The sequence below is a fragment of the Mesorhizobium sp. M0088 genome (assembly GCF_040322895.1).
Lineage (GTDB): Bacteria > Pseudomonadota > Alphaproteobacteria > Rhizobiales > Rhizobiaceae > Mesorhizobium.
On the sequence record NZ_JAMYUI010000001.1, the window covers coordinates 287,238 to 303,189 of the forward strand.

The following is a 15,952-nucleotide window of genomic DNA, read 5'->3' on the forward strand; positions in this document are numbered from 1 at the left end:
CCTGTCCGGGTATTGGGGAGATAGCGTATGCGTTACAATTGGGAGCGGGCTCCGACGAGCTTCGAACGTCACAGAAAAGCGCTGGCCACAGCCATTTTGATCGCTGGCGGCATTGGCCTCATGCTTGTGGCCCTGCCGATCTAGAAACAACCTTCAGACACAGTGGCTGCCGGCGCTTGGGCGTGACCTCTCAGCGTGGCTGCCCGGTCACCGCGAGGAAGCGGCGATCGCGCCCCTCGAAACCCTGGCTGAAACGCTGCACCAGCACGACGATCACCGCCGGCTTGCCGGCCGGGGTGAGTTCGTAGGATTCCGACAGGCTGTAGGAGGTCGGGCAGTTTCTTGAGCCCGGCACGGTCTTGTCCTCGTGCAGGATTTTGAACGGCTTGCCATCCTGGCCTTGCAGCGTCAGCCGGAAGCCGAGCGCCTTGCCCGCCTTCTCACCCTGAAGTGGCTTTTCCCCTTGAAGTAGCTGGTCGCCTTGCCGCGTCACATCGAAACTCGCCGAACAATCGCTCATGCTGGCCGCCAGGATTTCGTCGAGCTGGATGGTCGAAATGCCTGTTTCGCCATGGAGCGGCGACAGCCATTTCTGCGACACCTGCTCGAGGCGAGAAATGTCGTTGTAGGCAACCATTTCGCCCGGAAAGGTGAACTTGTCGGAAGCCGCCTGCTCGGCTGGGGATGTGATGGCATATTGGGCGAGAATGGGCGCCGCCTGAGCGGCGGCCTGCGCCCTCGCCTGCTCCAGCGTCAGTGTCGCCTCCTCCGTCTCGTCGACGACGAGGATCGGCTTACCGCCAACGAGCTGATCCGTGCGGGTATCGATGATGTCTATCTGCGACCAGCCAGAGTCCGAGGCGCCGGCGTCGAGCGTTCCATATTGCTCGAAGGCGAAATAAGCGCCATCCGGCGAAAAGCCGATGATGTGCCGTGCCGCGGCATCGCCAGCCTGAGCGGTTCCAGCGGAGATCGCGAGCACGACACCCATGACCAATGGGAGCGCAAGGCGCCCGATGATCCGCACAGCAGCAAACATCCCCACTCCAATCTCGAATCGCAATTTCATAGCTGCTTGCCCCCAAGCGCCAGGTCGATATCGGCCGTACAATGGCGTGCATTTGCGGCCAAGGGTAGAGCGCGCTATCTGGAGGGAAGAAAATCATTCCTGGGGAGGTATGGATGGCTTCACGCTATCACGAAGTCTATGAAGGCTGGAAACGCGACCCGGAACGCTTCTGGGCGGACGCAGCCGGCGCCATCGACTGGTATTCGCCCTGGGACAAGGTGTTCGACGCCACGGCTGGCGTCTATGGCCGCTGGTTCACCGGCGCCACCTGCAACACCTGCTACAACGCCATCGACCGCCATGTCGCCGACGGGCGCGCCGACCAGATCGCACTGATCCATGACAGCGCGATCACGGGAACGATCAGGAAGTTCACCTATGCCGAGTTGAAGCGCGAGGTGGTTGCACTCACCTCGGTGCTGAAGAACCGGGGTATTCGCAAGGGTGACCGCGTCATCATCTACATGCCGATGGTGGCCGAGGCGGCCATCGCCATGCTGGCCTGTGCCCGCATCGGCGCCGTGCATTCGGTGGTCTTCGGCGGCTTTGCCTCGCATGAGCTTGCCACCCGCATCGACGACGCCAAGCCGAAGCTGATCATTTCGGCATCCTGCGGCCTGGAGCCAGGCCGCGTCGTCGCCTACAAGCCGTTGCTCGACAAGGCGATAGAGATTTCCCGCCACAAGCCGGACGCCTGCCTGATCCTGCAGCGCGACCAATTGCGCTGCGAGCTGAAGGAGCATTTCGACATCGACTACGCCGATGCCGTCGCCCGCGAACGGGCAGCGGGCGCCAATGTCGATTGCGTGCCGGTGCTGGCCACCGATCCGCTCTACATCATCTACACATCGGGCACGACCGGCCAGCCCAAGGGCATCGTGCGCGACAATGGCGGCCACATGGTCGCGCTGAAATGGACGATGGAAAACGAGTTCGGCGTCAAGCCGGGCGAGGTGTTCTGGGCGGCATCCGATGTCGGCTGGGTGGTCGGCCATTCCTACATCGTCTACGGACCGCTGCTGCATGGCTGCACAAGCATCCTGTTCGAAGGCAAGCCTGTGGGCACGCCCGATGCCGGCACCTACTGGCGGGTGATAGCGGAGCATGGTGTCGTAGCCCTTTTCACCGCACCGACCGCGTTCCGCGCCATCAAGGGGCAGGACCCGAAGGGCGAGTTCATTGCTAAATACGACCTCTCGAGGTTCCGCACGCTGTTTCTTGCCGGCGAGCGCGCCGACCCGGAAACCATCAAATGGGCGGAGCAGAAGCTGAATGTGCCTGTGGTCGACCATTGGTGGCAGACCGAGACCGGCTCGCCGATGACGATCAATCCCGCCGGCCTTGGCCTGCTGCCGGTGAAATACGGCTCGCCCGGCGTGCCGATGCCCGGCTACGACATCCGCGTGCTCGACGATGGTGGCCATGAGGTGCAGCGGGGCACGCTGGGCAATGTGGTGATCAAACTGCCGCTGCCGGCCGGCTGCCTGCCGACGCTGTGGAATGCCGATCAACGGTTCCGCCAAGCCTATCTCGACGAGTTCCCCGGCTTCTACAAGACGGCGGATGCCGGCATGGTCGACGAGGACGGCTATCTCTACGTCATGGCTCGCACCGATGACATCATCAACGTCGCCGGCCACCGGCTGTCGACCGGCGCCATGGAAGAGGTGCTTTCGGCCCATCCCGATGTCGCCGAATGCGCGGTGATCGGCATTGCCGACGCCATGAAGGGCCAAGTTCCGCTGGGCTTCGTGGTGTTGAATGCGGGTGTGACGCGTGACGTCGGCCTGATCGAGAATGAAGTGGTCGGCCTTGTGCGCGAACGCATCGGCCCGGTTGCCGCCTTCAAGACGGTGGTGACGATCAAGCGCCTGCCCAAGACGCGTTCGGGCAAGATCCTGCGCGGCACCATGCAGAAGATCGCCAACAAGGAAGAATGGACCATGCCGGCGACGATCGACGATCCGGTCATCCTCGACGAGATCACCAAGGCCCTGAAGGAACGCGGAATCGGACTTTGAGCCACTGAAGGGTGGGCCGCGGACGACTTTTCGATCGGCAAGCAATACTTTTATTGTGCGACGCAGCAATGCACCCTAAAGTCGTTCGCGGGGGGACATCGACAAAGGTCGCATGGCTCAGCAGAAGATTACATTTGGTGGCGTAGACATCCTGCGCTTTCTCGCCGCCGTCATGGTCATGGTCTACCACTATGGCTTCTGGGTGTGGGCGTATCCGGACGGTGTTTCGGCGCGCGCCACGGGCGCCGTTCCCCCGCAGCCGGCAATAGGCGCCTGGGTCGAATCCGGCTGGGTCGGCGTCCAGATCTTCTTCGTCATCAGCGGTTTCGTCATCGCCTTCAGCGCCGAAAGGTCGACACCCCTGCAGTTTTTCGAAGCAAGGGTGAAACGGCTGGCGCCGGCCGTGTGGATCTGTGCGCCGGTCACGGCGGTGGTGCTGCTGCTTGTCGGGCTCAGTTGGCCGACCGATGCCGTCATCAGGCTCCTACGCACCGGCCTGTTCGTTCCGTACGCGCCATGGGTGGACAGCGTCTACTGGACGCTGGGCATCGAGATCGCCTTCTATGCCATCGTCTGGATCCTGCTCAGCTTTGGCCGCTTCCATCTGATGGAGATTGTGGCCGTCGCCATCGGCTTGGTCAGCACGTTGTTCTGGTGCCTCTACTACCCGCTCGGCTGGGCCGATCTTGCCGAAACACGCACACTCGACCTGCTGCTGGTGCATCACGGCGTTTTCTTCGCCACCGGCGTCATGCTGTGGCTGATGCGCTTCAAGGCGGTGACAGGCGCCCGACTTGCCTTCTGCGCCCTGTTCCTGGCCGGTGGTGTGCTGCAGATCGCCAGTTCGGTCGACGTTCATATCCTGAAGGTCGGGCGGGATATGCCGTTCGCGCCGCCGATCCTCATCTTCCTCATTGGCATCGCGCTGATGGCATGGTCTCTGCGGCTCAACCTCTCCTGGAGCGGCTGGCGCCGGATCGGGCTGATGACCTACCCGCTCTACCTGCTGCACGATGTCGTCGGCGCGGCCCTGCTCGGCATCCTGGTTCGCGCCGGTCTGCCACATCTGTTCTCGATGGCGGTCGTCGGCGCGACGATGATCGCGGCAAGCTGGCTGGTGGCGATCGAGGCCGAACCACGCATCCGGCTGCTGCTCGACCACACCGTTTTCCGTTATCGGCTCAAGGCAGCCTGACGACGATCCGGCAGACCGGGCCGGCTGCCGACCTAAAGCATATCGCGCCTGAGCGGATTCAGGCCCGCTTCAGGCCTTTGTTTCCACAGATCGTTCTCCCAAAACCGAGCTCATTTCTGAGCAACATGCATTTGCGGTCCCGACCCGGCGGGGCTGCATTTTCCACGATTGCGGAATTCTCCGTTTCGGGCATGATAACAGGCACTTATGCCTTCCGTATGAGAGCTTGCCTCGAGACGCCCCGCACGTGACCCTGTTCCAGCGAAAACCCCGCATCGCGGCGCGTGCGCGCCTCGATATCGACATGCAGGACGCCGTCGTCTATGCGATCGGTGACGTGCATGGCTGCTACAAGGAACTCCGTGCCCTGGAGCAGAAGATCCTGCTCGATTCGCTGCGCTTCCAGAGCCGCAAGATCATCGTCATGCTTGGCGACTACATCGACCGGGGGCTTCAGTCGGCCCGGGTGCTGGATCACCTCGTGGCGCCGCCGCCGAAAGGGTTTCAGCGCATTTGTCTTGCCGGCAACCACGAAGTGGCGATGCTGAACTATCTCGACGGAAATCTGTCCCGCGAGCCCTGGCTGGCGACGGGCGGCCTGCAAACCCTGTTTTCCTATGGCATCGATCCGGCGCGCCTCGCCAGCCTCTACGGGAGCAGCGCGCAGATCGACCGACGCATAAGGGAGATCATCCCAGACGATCACGTCAGCTTCCTGCGCGGGCTGCCGATCATGGTCCGTTCGCGGAAGTTCGTGTTCGTCCACGCCGGCATCAGGCCCGGCGTCGACCTTGCGGCGCAAACCGACCACGACCTGGCCAACATCCGTTCGGACTTCTTCGAGGCAACGCACCTGCTCGACCGCTGGGTGGTGCACGGGCATACTCCGGTGGACGTCCCGAAGCTCGAAGGGCGCCGGCTCGGCATCGACACAGCCGCCTTCCAGAGCGGACGCCTGACCGCCGTCAGGATCGCCGACAAGCAAGGCAGGCTGATCTTCTCCTGACGCGCATCGATATCCAAGTGTGCTGACCTGAAGATCGATACACCTCAGAGAGGGTCCACTCGCGCAACGGTCGACGTCACACCGGCGCCTTGCCGCGCACTTCTGACTTTTCCAGATAGTAGCTCGAATATTTATCAAAGAATTTTTCCGACCCGCCGAACGATCCGTATTTGGCCAGTTTCTTCAAATCGACCTTGTTCAGCACCGCGCCGATGATCTTGTTGGCGACATAGGGTTCGGATTCCAGCATCGACCTGACCATCGCGCGCGGGGTGCGCCCCCACTCGGTGACCAGTACAAAACCGTCGACCAACGGCGCGAAGGCCTTGGCGTCGACCACCGGTCCGAGCGGCGGCAGATCGACGACGATGTATTCGAATGTCTCCTTGGCGTTCTCGATGAAGCGTCGCATGCCGGCCGAGGAGAGAAGTTCGCTGGTATGCGAGAAATGACCGCGCAGCACCGCCGGGATGATCGCCAGCTTCGTCTGCCTGTCGATCTTGCCGACGGACTGCCAGGTCTGGCCACTGACCACCGCTTCCATCAAGCCCTGCTCGGTTTCCATGCCAAGGCCCCGGCTGAGGCCGGGATTGCGCAAGTCGCCGTCGATCAGCAGCGTCTTGGAGCCATTGGCGGCGAGCAAGCCGGCGAGATTTGCCGCGACCGTCGACTTGCCTTCGCCGGGAAGCACCGAGATGACGCCGATGACGCGGCTGCCTTGCCCTTCCATCACGACGTCGAAGGCGATCTTGGCGCTGCGCAGCGTTTCGGAGAACATCGAGGCTGGAGAATCGATGCTGACCCGCATGCGCGCCCGCCTTTCGGCCGCCGACAGCGATTGGGTGGTCTTGGCGTCTACCTGGGTCTCGCCCGGCTTTTCTTCCTTGCCGAGCTTGCCGCCGATCGTGGGGAGATAGCCGAGGAATTTCAGGTTGACGCGGTCGCGCACGTCCTCGCCGGTCCTGAAGAAGCGTTCGTTGAACTCGTTCAGGCCACCGAAGCCGGCGCCCATCAGCAGGCCAAGCACCAGCGAAAGCCCGAGCACGACGATGGTGCGCGGGCTCGAGGCCGCCATCGGCATCGAAGCGTCGGAGATGATGCGGATCTTGCCGACAGGGAAGGATTGCTGTTGCGCGGCTTCCTCATAGCGGCCGAGGAATGTCTGGTAGAGCGTGGTGAGTGCCGTCGCCTGCTGATCGAGTTCACGCAGCTTGACTTGCGTCTGGTTGTCCACGGAACTCTTGCCCTGTGCGGCCGCGACGTTGGCCCGGAGCGCGGTCTCGCGTGCCTGCGCCACCTCATATTCGTTGCGATAGCTTTCGGTCAGCTGCTTCAGCTCGCCGAAAATCTGCGTCGATATGTCGGCCTTCTCCTTGGAGAGAGCCACCGCCTGCGGGTGCTCGGGGCCGAAATTCGCCTCGACGTCCTGCAGACGCTTGGCCACCGTGAGGTAGCGGGTCTTGAGCGCCGATATGACCGAGCTGCTCGGCTGGTCGCTCGATATGGCGGCATCCTTGAAGGCGTTTTCGGAGCCGCTGTCGACAATGGCTTTGTACTGCTGGTAGCGGGCGCTGGCGCGCGCGGTGTCGGCCTGCGCCACGATAAGCTGGGCGTTGAGGTCGGAAAGCTGCTTGTCGCTCATCAACTGGCCGTCGCTGTTGGCGGCCAGCCCATGTTCGGCCCTGAATTTCTCAACGGCAAGCGAAGCTGCCTGCGAGCTCTGGCGCAGCTCCGTCAACCGGCCCTGGAGCCAGACCGCAGCCCGCTCGGTGGCATCGAAGCTGGCGTCGAGCTGATCGGCGAGATACGCATCGGCGTAGGCCTTGGTGATCGCGTTTGCCAAAGCCGGGTCCGTCGCCTGATAGCCGAGCGCGATGACGTAGCTTCGCCCGATGCGCGTTGCCCGCACCTCGCTCTGCAGCTTGAGGATCGCGTAGTCGCGGCGCGACGTGGCGATCAGTGCATCGCGGGCGGCCGGGTCGAGCTTGCTGAAGTCAGTGCCACCCGGCATGGAAGAGCTGGGTCGGACATACTGGATCAGGCCGCGGATGAGGCCTATGCCTTGGGCAAGCGCCGACTGGGGCGGATTCATGAACGTGTCGTTCTGGTCGAGCTTCAGCTTGTCGACGACCACGGCGGCAAGCCGCGTCGAGGTCAGGATCTCGATCTGGCTCAGGATGGCGGAATCGGTCTGCATGGTTGTCGACGTCGCCGAAATGTCGTCGACGATCTTGTTCAAGCCCTCATCGATCAGCACGCTGGCGACCGACTGATATTTAGGCGGCGTCGTCTGCAAATAGAGCAAGCCCAGGAAGAGACCGATGACGGCACACACGGCAACCACCTTGGCCTGCCGTGCGGCCATGCCAAGCAGCCGCTCGATATCGATGAAGTCTTCGCCGTCTCCTGCGTCCGAATTCGGCAATGGCATCCTCTTGTCGAGAGGAAAGTTGGCATAATTCATCTTCGGTCCAATTCTAGAGCCGGTCCATCGCAATGGGCTCTATCTCACTGTTTCAACATGATCTTTTCCGGAAACCGGGACCCACTTTCCGGGATCATGCCTTGGCTTGCAGGCGCCTCGAAGATCGGGAGCATCGCCAGAAGCGAAGCAAGCAAGCGTCGTGCCAGACGGCGAGAACCTGCCGGCCCCTCTCTTCGCCGGCCATCTGACCATGCTCCCGAAAGATGGGCATTATGCGGCTTCTTCCTGGCGTTCATGCGACCGGACGAACTCCTGAAGCATCTCGAAAACCGGACCCTTCATGTCGTCGCGCGCCAGCGCGAAGGCGATGTTGGCCTGGATGAACCCTTCCTTGGAACCGCAGTCGAACATGCGACCCTTAAAAGGCTGGGCGAAGAACGACTGATCCTTCGACAGACGAACCATGGCGTCCGTCAATTGAATCTCGTTGCCGGCGCCGCGCTGCTGATTGCCCAGAAGCGCGAAAATCTCGGGCTGCAGGATGTAGCGGCCATTGATGTAGAAATTCGACGGCGCATTGGCCGGCGCCGGCTTCTCGACCATGGCCGTCACCTCGAAACCGCCACCGATCTCGGCGCCACGGCCAACGATGCCGTATTTGTTGGTCTCGCTCGGTTCGCAACGCTCGACGGCGATCACGTTGCCGCCCGTGCGCTCATAAAGATCGACGGTTTCGGCGAGGCATCCGCGCCCTCCGAAGGACACCATGTCCGGCAGCAGCAAGGCGAAGGGCTCGTTGCCGATAACCTCGCGCGCGCACCAGACGGCATGGCCGAGGCCTTGCGGCGATTGCTGGCGGATGAAGCTGGTGGCACCGGCCACAGGCAGCATGCTTTCGAGCGCCTCCAACTGGGTCTTCTTGCCGGTCTGCTCCAGGGTGCCGATCAATTCCGGATGCAGGTCGAAATAGTCCTCGATCACCGCCTTGTTGCGGCCAGTCACGAAGACGATGTGCTCGATGCCCGCCTCGAAGGCCTCGTCCACCGCATATTGCACGACAGGCCTGTCGACCACGGGAAGCATTTCCTTTGGCATCGACTTGGTCGCCGGCAGGAATCTTGTTCCAAGCCCCGCCACCGGTATCACGGCCTTCCTGATTTTCTTCATCGCAAATTCCTTCTGAGGAGATCGACTTCAGTCCATTCACAGGCCACGAAAAATCCCTCCATGTGCCTGCATCTTCACCTCCCCGCCCCAACGGCAAATTGTGCCGCCATTCTTCGCAACCGCACGGCGATCGGCATGCCCATATGCCTGACCGCCGCCGGGTCGCTGAGCGCAGTCCGGATCGCCTTGAGCGGGGACCGCGCCTTGATGTGTTGTACCAGTGACAGAAACGATGCCGCCTTGCGCAGGCTGCGGCCGCGCCGGGCGAACGCGGCCTGCGCGGCCTCATCCATCCGATGGGTTTGAGCGAACACGGCATCCGCCCTGCGCATCGCTTCGACGTGGTGAAGCTCGAGCACGCGCGAGATGGAGCCGCTGCGGATATGATAGGCATAGCCGATATCGGGCTCGACGACGCATTTTCCGCCCTTGGCCAGGGCGCCGGCAAACAGGATGTAGTCTTCGCCGATCCTCAGCTTTTCGTCGTAGCGAAGCCGGTTTTCGTTCAGGAACTCGCGCTGGAAGATCGGCTTGAGATAGCCGAGGTTGAACTTGGATTCGAAGACGACGTTGCCGGCGATGTAGGTGGCCAGCGAAATCTCGCGCAAGCCTTCCAGATACTGCCGCGGAAACATCGCGTCCTCGATGACGCCATCCTCGCGAACGACCTGCAGATTGTCGACGGCGATCTGGGCATCCGCGCTTTCGGCACGAGCGATCATGGCCGCGAGCCGGCCGGGAAAGACCGCGTCGTCGGAATCGAGAACCGCGATCCATCTGCCGCGGGCGGCGTCGAGGCCGGCATTCCTGGCGCCGCCAGGGCCGCGGTTGCTGGCCAGGGCGACGACACGGACGATATCCCCGGGGTAGGCCCGCGCCACGTCGAGCGTCGCATCGCGCGACTTGTCGTCGACGACGATGATTTCGACGCTGACACCCTTCTGGGCGATGGCGCTGGCAATCGCCCGATCAAGGGTCGCCTCGGCGTTGTAGGCGGCAATAACGAAGGAAACATCCGGGACAGAGCTGACGTCAGGCTGCACGCTTGCCTCCCTCCTGTGGCGACGGCTGGCCATAGAGGCGAATTTCGCGGATGCCGACGAGGCCGCTGACGACACCAACATGCATAATGCCGCGCAGCACGCTGCGGTTCCTGCGGACTGGACTGACGACGACCGGAAGTGCCGAGGCGAAGCAATAGATGGCCTTTGCCGAGGCCAGGCCGACCTGCTTGACCAGGCCGATGCCGCTGGCGCTGCTGCCCAGGAGATGGCCATGCGTCTGGCCGACGCGGAAGCGGCGGCGGCCGAGCCATTCGAATGCCGCCCTTGAGCGCGGCACCACCTCGTCGACCCACGCCTCGGGCGCGAAGGCGATGCGGCCGCCGGCCTTGTGCATCTGGTCGAAGAATTCGGTGTCCTCGCCGCCGGTCTGGCCACGCGCCAGGCTGAAGCGGCGGCCGCGCAGGCTGTCCGAGCCCATCCGCAGCAGAACATTGCAGGTGTAGCCGGTGCGGATCTCGCCGCGTACCCAGACGGGCAAGGTCGAATGGAAATCGCCGCGCCGCATCCAGTCCGGCGCATCCGGGCGATAGCGCGCCCTGACCGGGCCGAGCACGACGGCGACACCGCTTTGCTGCGCCATCGCGACCAATTCGGCGAGCCATTGAGGCGTGGCCGTCTCGTCGTCATCAATGAAGGCGACGAAATCCGCTGTGCTCGCATCGAGGCAGGCATTGCGGGCGATCGAGATGTTGCGCGCCGGGGCATGCCGATAGTGGATCGGCACCGTCAATTCCCGCGACAGCGCCGCCACCAGGTCACGGGCCGTCGGGGTGTCGTCATTGTCGGCGACGATAATGCGGATATCGAATCCCGCCGGCATCTCCATCGCGTCGAGCGAGCGCAGCGTGTCAGCCAGCTCCGGCCGGCGGAACGTGCAGACGCCGATGTCGATGCTGCGGTTCTTTGCCGACACCGCCATCAGGCCACTCCGCGTCGCGAGCCGAGGCCGAGAAGCTGCAGCCAGAAGCCAACCGACCAGCCAAGATGCATGACCATGGCCGAGACACCGGCCAGCGCAACGTCAGCCTTGCCCTGGCGGATAGCCGTCACCAGTCCGTAGCCCAGGCACACCGACACCCACAGCAACAAAGGCACTGCCGCAATCCAATGCACGAAGGAGAAGGCCGCAAGAAGAACCACTGGGAAGACCGCCAGCGGCACCATCTGCCGGATCTTTGGGATGACGCGGTGCTTCAGCACATTCTTGGCACGCCCGCGACCGTAGCCGAGATACTGGAAATAGAGGCCTGAGAGCGAGGCGCGCGGATAGTAGACCATCTGCGTCTTGCCACTCATCCAGATCTTGTAGCCGGCCTTGCGCAGGCGATAATCGAGTTCGGCGTCCTCGTTATGGCTGAACGCTTCGTCGTAGCCGCCGACGGCGCCGAATGCCGATATCCGCATCAGTGCATGATGGCCGTGATCGATCCACTGTCCCTGCGAAAGATGCCGATGCTTCGAGCCGCCGGTGCCGAGCTTGGAGTTCTGCGCCGCGGCGGCCGCCTTCTGCACGGCACCGCTGCCGCTGGTCAGCATCGAAACGACAACCGAATCCGCGCCCGTGGCCAAGGCTTCCTCGACCAGCCGGTCGCAATAATCGTCGGGATAACCGCCATGCGCATCGATGCGGATGAGATAGTCGGCACCATCGCCGAAGGTACCGACGGCGAGATTGATCGCCGCGCTCTGGATGCGCCGCTTGTTGTGGAGCAGGATAACCCGCGGGTCCTTGGCAATCACATCCTCGACGATGGAAAGCGTGCCGTCGGTGCTGCCGCCGTCGGCGACGATGATCCGGGCGCCAAGCCGGGCGGCCGCGGGCCGCAATTGATCGAGCAGCGCACCGATATGGGCGGCTTCATTCAGGCACGGAATGACGATCAGGCTGGATGAGGGTTTGTCCGTCTGCGTCATCAATCTCTGTCCATCTTGCCTCTGTCCATCCTTGGCCATCCTATGCCAATGCCTCGGCGGCAAAGGAGCCGGGCACGGCCGTCAGGCTGCGCAGCCGCTCGACAAGCGCCCGGCAATCGCTGCGATCGTAGCTCCAGGTCCTCGGATTGCGAGCCAGAACGCGCTCCTTCAGCCTGGCGAAGCGATGCTCTTCCATCTTGCCGAGCACGGCTTCGAGCGCTTCGGGCGACGCCTGCGGCAACAGCACGCCGATATCCTGCTGTTTGAGGAACCGCCCGGTCTCGGTGTTGCCCATCGAGATCGGCACCGCTCCGAAACGGCAGCCTTCGTAGAGCCGGTTGGGCAGAAGCCATTCGGAGTTCTGCCCCGCTTCGAAGAAATCGATCGCCCAGGAAAAATGGACATCGTTGTAGATCGCCGCCATGTCTTCCGGATTGCGGTAGGGCCCGAGAAACGACAGCCACGGCTCGGCTTCGACAAAGCCGTGAAAGTCACGGAATTCCGACAAAGCCGGACGTCCGCGCAGCACGATTTCAAAGCGGCCCTCCATGCGGCGGGAGAAATCGGCCAGCAGCTCGAGCGAGCGGCGGCAGCGCAGCGCACCGAACCAGCCGATCCGCCATGGCGGACCGGCCGGGCTCTCTTCAGCCTCCGGAGCGCCGGGCAAGATCGTCGCGGCCTCGAAATATTTGTTTTCGACCAGCTCGATGGGTGCCGCGACCTGGCCGAACGGCTTGAAATAATTGGCGATAAAGGCAGGAGAACTGGTCACCAGCAGCTTCACATCCCTGGCCAGAAAGCGTTCGGTGGCGCGCAGCGCCTTGCCCAGGACATCGTTGCGCAGCACAAGCCGATGAATGTCGAGGCACTCGTATACGATCGGGACCGATGCACCGAAGGCTGACCTGGCGCGGCGGGCAAGCGCCAGCATTTCCAGGTTGCGCGCGATGATGAGATCCGGTTTTGGCATGCCGCCAAGCTTCGAGCCTATCGAAACGGCTGCTTTGGCGACGGCCGCGAGGCGTTGGCCGAATCGCCCGTCACGCGTCGCGCCGAGGTCGATCGGCCGCAGTCCCTCGATATCCGCAATCGGATTCGCGGTGCGACGGAAGCCGGCCAAAGTGACCTGGGCCCCACCTGCCCTGAGCATCGTGATCCGCCGGCGCACCGCCGGGTCGGAAACGTCGTGCACAAGGTACAAGACATGCAGCATAAAAACTCGACCGCTGTTGGCCCACCCGAGGGAATGCTAGTACAGCTCTTGCTGCATCGCAACATTTTTGCTGCACGCATCGACGTTTTCTGTTGCACTGCAAAATTATTGCCGTAGTTTGTAGTCGGCGGCGGTCGTGGATTTCGGGCTCGGAAATCCACGTAAAAAATCAGGAATCCTGAATTTGGAAGCCAATGCATTCGATCCGCCAGAAGGCTCCTTGCGCAAATCGGTTGGGCGCGGCGCGGTTGTCACGGCCATGGCGCAATCGGTGCGGGTCGCGACACAGATCCTGTCCGTCATCGTGCTGTCGCGGTTATTGTCGCCACAGGATTTCGGTGTCGTGGCGATGTGCGCGCCGGTGCTTGCCTTTATCGCCCTGTTCCAGGATTTCGGCCTGACCCAGGCGACGATCCAGAAATCAGGCATCCGGCATGAGGAGGTGAACTACCTCTTCTGGATCAATGTCGCCGTCAGCGCTATCCTGGCTTGCGTGCTTGCGGGTGCGGCGCCGCTGGTTGCTGCCTTCTACGGCGAGCCGCGCGTGACGGGCCTGGTGGCTGCGTTCGGGCTGCAGATCATGGCCTATGGGCTGGGCGCCCAGCATCTGGCGCTCTTAACACGCCGCATGCAGTTCGGCCGGCTGGCCGTCATCGACGTCGCCAGCGCCATTGCCGGGCTTGCGGTGTCGATCGCCTGGACCTTTATCGATCGCTCCTATTGGGCCCTGTTTGCCGGTACGCTGACCGGTGCCGTGTTGCCGACGCTCTGCTATTGGGCGAGCTCGCGCTGGCGTCCGGGCCTGCCGCGCAAGGTCGCCGGCATCGGCGAGCTGATCAATTTCGGCGCCGGCATCACCGGCTTCAACTTCGCCAATTTCTTTGCCCGCAACCTCGACAATGTGCTGATCGGCAAATATTGGGGCGAGGCGCAACTCGGCCTCTATGACCGCGCCTACAAGCTGCTTCTGTTTCCGTTGAGCCAGATCACCAACCCGCTGTCGAAGGTGATGGTTCCGGCGCTTTCCAGGCTTAAGGACGAGCCGGATCGCTACCGCAGCGCCTATCTGCGCGTCATGCCGCTGATCCTTCTGGTGGCGCTTCCCGGCGTCGCCTTCGCCACCGCGATGTCGGATGTGCTGATCCCCTTCGTGCTCGGCGAGCAATGGCGCGCAAGCGCCTCGATTTTCCTGGCGCTCGGCTTTGCCGGGCTGCTGCAGCCGCTCAACAATCCGGCCGGGTGGCTTTTCGTCAGCCAGGGCCGCTCCGGCGATTTCATGCGCTGGGGCATCATAACGGCCGTGACGTCGGTGCTGGCTTTCATGCTCGGCCTGCCCTATGGCGCGCTGGGCGTGGCGATCGCCTATGCGATCAGCGAATATCTGCGGACGCCGTTCCTGTGGCTTTATGTCGGCAGGAGCGGGCCGCTGCAGGCGCACCATGTGCTTCGCGCGGCAACGCCGTTCGTGCTTGGCGCCCATCTGGCGCTGGCCGTGATCTGGTTCATCAAGCCCCTGCTGCCCCAGCAGCATGTCGTCGCCCTGGCCAGCGGCGCCGTGCTCTCCTACCTCATCACCATCGTCATCGCACTGGCATTCGCCTCCGGCCGCGAAGCCTTGCGCGAGGCCCTCAAGATGCTGCCGGCAAGGCTGCCTGCGGCGGCGGCGCGCGAAGCGCAATAATTTGGGCGTCTTCGACTGCTACGGACATCTCCTCCAGGACCAGGTCTGAACCATGCACTACCGATCGATCTCCGATATGAACGACGCCATCGTCAGGGGCCTGCACCGGCTGCCGCGCGATATCGACCTCGTGGTCGGTGTGCCGAGAAGCGGCGTTTTGGCAGCGACGCTGGTCAGCCTTGCCGCGAACATCCCGATGACCGATCTCGACAGCTTCCTGGAAGGGCGGATCTATACGTCTGGCGTCACCAAGCGCCGTGCCGCTCTCGACCGCAAGGTTTCCGAGATGCGCAAGGTGCTGGTGATCGACGACAGCGTCGCCGGCGGCAACGCCATGCGCGACGCACGCGCCCGCATCCAGGCTTCGGGCATCGAGGCGGAGTTCACCTTTGCCGCCGTGTTCGGCCTTGAGCCCCAGCACCAGGAAACCGACCTCGTCTTCGAAGTCGTGCCGCATCCGCGCATGTTCCAGTGGAACTTCATGCATCATAAATTCCTGGCGCAATGCTGCGTCGATATTGACGGCGTGCTGTGCCTCGATCCGACAGAGGCGGAAAACGACGACGGCCCGGCCTATGAGAAATTCCTCAGCGAAGCGCGGCCGCTCCATGTCGCGACCCACAGGATCGGCTGGCTGGTCACCAGCCGGCTGGAGAAATACCGCGCGCTCACCGAGGCATGGCTCGCCAAGCATGAGATCAAATACGACCAGTTGATCATGCTCGATCTGCCGAGCAAGGCGGAACGGCAACGGCTCGGCGCGCATGGCAGTTTCAAGGCCGACTTCTACCGCAAGTCCGATGCCATCCTGTTCATCGAGAGCGAGCACGAACAGGCGCTGAGGATCACCGAACTGTCAGGCAAGCCGGTGCTGTGCGTCGAAACGCATATGGTCAGCTTTCCCAACACGCTGTCGCTGCCGGCACTTGGTCAGGCGGCCAGGAACCTGCCGGCAAGGCTGCGGCAGATCAAGTCGCAAGAGGGCCGCAAGAGCGCTGCCAAGACCATTGCCCGCGCCCTGCTTGGCGCCCGCGGCTACGAGACGCTGAAAAGCCGGGTCAAACGCCCGGCCTGACCTGCTCAGGCGGCGCCGTTAGGGCAATTCCAGGAAAAGTGTGAACGGTTTTCCCGGGAAAAGCGCATAGCGCTTTCCCTTGGGAATTGATCAAAACAAAGAGTTAGAGGAGTTCGCCGTTT

Annotated in this window: 12 protein-coding genes; 5 read left to right on the plus strand and 7 right to left on the minus strand. The window is 62.8% G+C overall.

Annotation, left to right across the window (positions count from 1 at the left end; all coding sequences use genetic code 11):
• Positions 1-190 precede the first annotated feature (190 nt).
• Positions 191-1,039, minus strand: a complete 849-nt coding sequence (locus tag NKJ67_RS01325) for a DUF2259 domain-containing protein (RefSeq protein ID WP_352580182.1) — start codon at positions 1,037-1,039, stop codon at positions 191-193.
• Between the two features lie 143 nt (positions 1,040-1,182).
• Between NKJ67_RS01325 and NKJ67_RS01330 the strand changes: the two genes are divergently transcribed.
• From NKJ67_RS01330 to NKJ67_RS01340, 3 genes are all read left to right on the plus strand, one after another.
• Positions 1,183-3,090: a propionyl-CoA synthetase gene (locus NKJ67_RS01330; protein ID WP_352580183.1), complete on the plus strand. Its 1,908-nt coding sequence runs from the start codon at positions 1,183-1,185 to the stop codon at positions 3,088-3,090.
• Between the two features lie 112 nt (positions 3,091-3,202).
• A complete protein-coding gene (locus NKJ67_RS01335) occupies positions 3,203-4,285 on the plus strand; it encodes an acyltransferase family protein (protein WP_352580184.1) in 1,083 nt (360 codons plus the stop codon).
• 247 nt (positions 4,286-4,532) lie between these two features.
• Positions 4,533-5,291, plus strand: coding sequence for a metallophosphoesterase family protein (locus tag NKJ67_RS01340; RefSeq protein ID WP_352580186.1), 759 nt, complete (start codon positions 4,533-4,535; stop codon positions 5,289-5,291).
• A gap of 76 nt (positions 5,292-5,367) precedes the next feature.
• Here the strand turns inward: NKJ67_RS01340 and NKJ67_RS01345 are convergent, their stop codons facing one another.
• The 6 genes from NKJ67_RS01345 to NKJ67_RS01370 all read right to left on the minus strand — a co-directional run bounded on the left by NKJ67_RS01345 (position 5,368) and on the right by NKJ67_RS01370 (position 13,074).
• Positions 5,368-7,755, minus strand: coding sequence for a polysaccharide biosynthesis tyrosine autokinase (locus NKJ67_RS01345; protein ID WP_127328793.1), 2,388 nt, complete (start codon positions 7,753-7,755; stop codon positions 5,368-5,370).
• A 231-nt stretch (positions 7,756-7,986) separates the two neighbouring features.
• Positions 7,987-8,883: a UTP--glucose-1-phosphate uridylyltransferase gene (locus tag NKJ67_RS01350; RefSeq protein WP_127328794.1), complete on the minus strand. Its 897-nt coding sequence runs from the start codon at positions 8,881-8,883 to the stop codon at positions 7,987-7,989.
• Between the two features lie 74 nt (positions 8,884-8,957).
• Positions 8,958-9,926, minus strand: coding sequence for a glycosyltransferase family 2 protein (locus tag NKJ67_RS01355; RefSeq protein WP_352580187.1), 969 nt, complete (start codon positions 9,924-9,926; stop codon positions 8,958-8,960).
• Entirely contained in the window at positions 9,916-10,866 is a 951-nt protein-coding gene (locus tag NKJ67_RS01360; RefSeq protein ID WP_127321007.1) for a glycosyltransferase family 2 protein, read from the minus strand. The genes NKJ67_RS01355 and NKJ67_RS01360 overlap by 11 nt, the downstream gene beginning before the upstream one ends.
• A complete protein-coding gene (locus NKJ67_RS01365) occupies positions 10,866-11,861 on the minus strand; it encodes a glycosyltransferase family 2 protein (RefSeq protein ID WP_292563527.1) in 996 nt (331 codons plus the stop codon). The genes NKJ67_RS01360 and NKJ67_RS01365 overlap by 1 nt, the downstream gene beginning before the upstream one ends.
• Before the next feature lie 40 nt (positions 11,862-11,901).
• Entirely contained in the window at positions 11,902-13,074 is a 1,173-nt protein-coding gene (locus NKJ67_RS01370) for a glycosyltransferase (RefSeq protein WP_352439753.1), read from the minus strand.
• Between the two features lie 184 nt (positions 13,075-13,258).
• Between NKJ67_RS01370 and NKJ67_RS01375 the strand changes: the two genes are divergently transcribed.
• Both NKJ67_RS01375 and NKJ67_RS01380 read left to right on the plus strand, forming a co-directional pair.
• A complete protein-coding gene (locus tag NKJ67_RS01375; RefSeq protein WP_023811597.1) occupies positions 13,259-14,755 on the plus strand; it encodes a lipopolysaccharide biosynthesis protein in 1,497 nt (498 codons plus the stop codon).
• Between the two features lie 52 nt (positions 14,756-14,807).
• Complete coding sequence (locus tag NKJ67_RS01380; protein WP_352439754.1) at positions 14,808-15,830, plus strand: phosphoribosyltransferase; 1,023 nt, start codon at positions 14,808-14,810, stop codon at positions 15,828-15,830.
• Positions 15,831-15,952 lie beyond the last annotated feature (122 nt).

Excerpts from the sequence above, each read along its gene's own strand:
- NKJ67_RS01335 (WP_352580184.1), top strand. The coding sequence starts at position 3,203 with ATGGCTCAGCAGAAGATTACATTTGGTGGCGTAGACATCCTGCGCTTT.
- NKJ67_RS01350 (WP_127328794.1), bottom strand. The coding sequence starts at position 8,883 with ATGAAGAAAATCAGGAAGGCCGTGATACCGGTGGCGGGGCTTGGAACA.
- NKJ67_RS01365 (WP_292563527.1), bottom strand. The coding sequence starts at position 11,861 with ATGACGCAGACGGACAAACCCTCATCCAGCCTGATCGTCATTCCGTGC.
- NKJ67_RS01370 (WP_352439753.1), bottom strand. The coding sequence starts at position 13,074 with ATGCTGCATGTCTTGTACCTTGTGCACGACGTTTCCGACCCGGCGGTG.
- NKJ67_RS01330 (WP_352580183.1), top strand. The coding sequence starts at position 1,183 with ATGGCTTCACGCTATCACGAAGTCTATGAAGGCTGGAAACGCGACCCG.
- NKJ67_RS01380 (WP_352439754.1), top strand. The coding sequence starts at position 14,808 with ATGCACTACCGATCGATCTCCGATATGAACGACGCCATCGTCAGGGGC.
- NKJ67_RS01360 (WP_127321007.1), bottom strand. The coding sequence starts at position 10,866 with ATGGCGGTGTCGGCAAAGAACCGCAGCATCGACATCGGCGTCTGCACG.
- NKJ67_RS01325 (WP_352580182.1), bottom strand. The coding sequence starts at position 1,039 with ATGTTTGCTGCTGTGCGGATCATCGGGCGCCTTGCGCTCCCATTGGTC.
- NKJ67_RS01345 (WP_127328793.1), bottom strand. The coding sequence starts at position 7,755 with ATGAATTATGCCAACTTTCCTCTCGACAAGAGGATGCCATTGCCGAAT.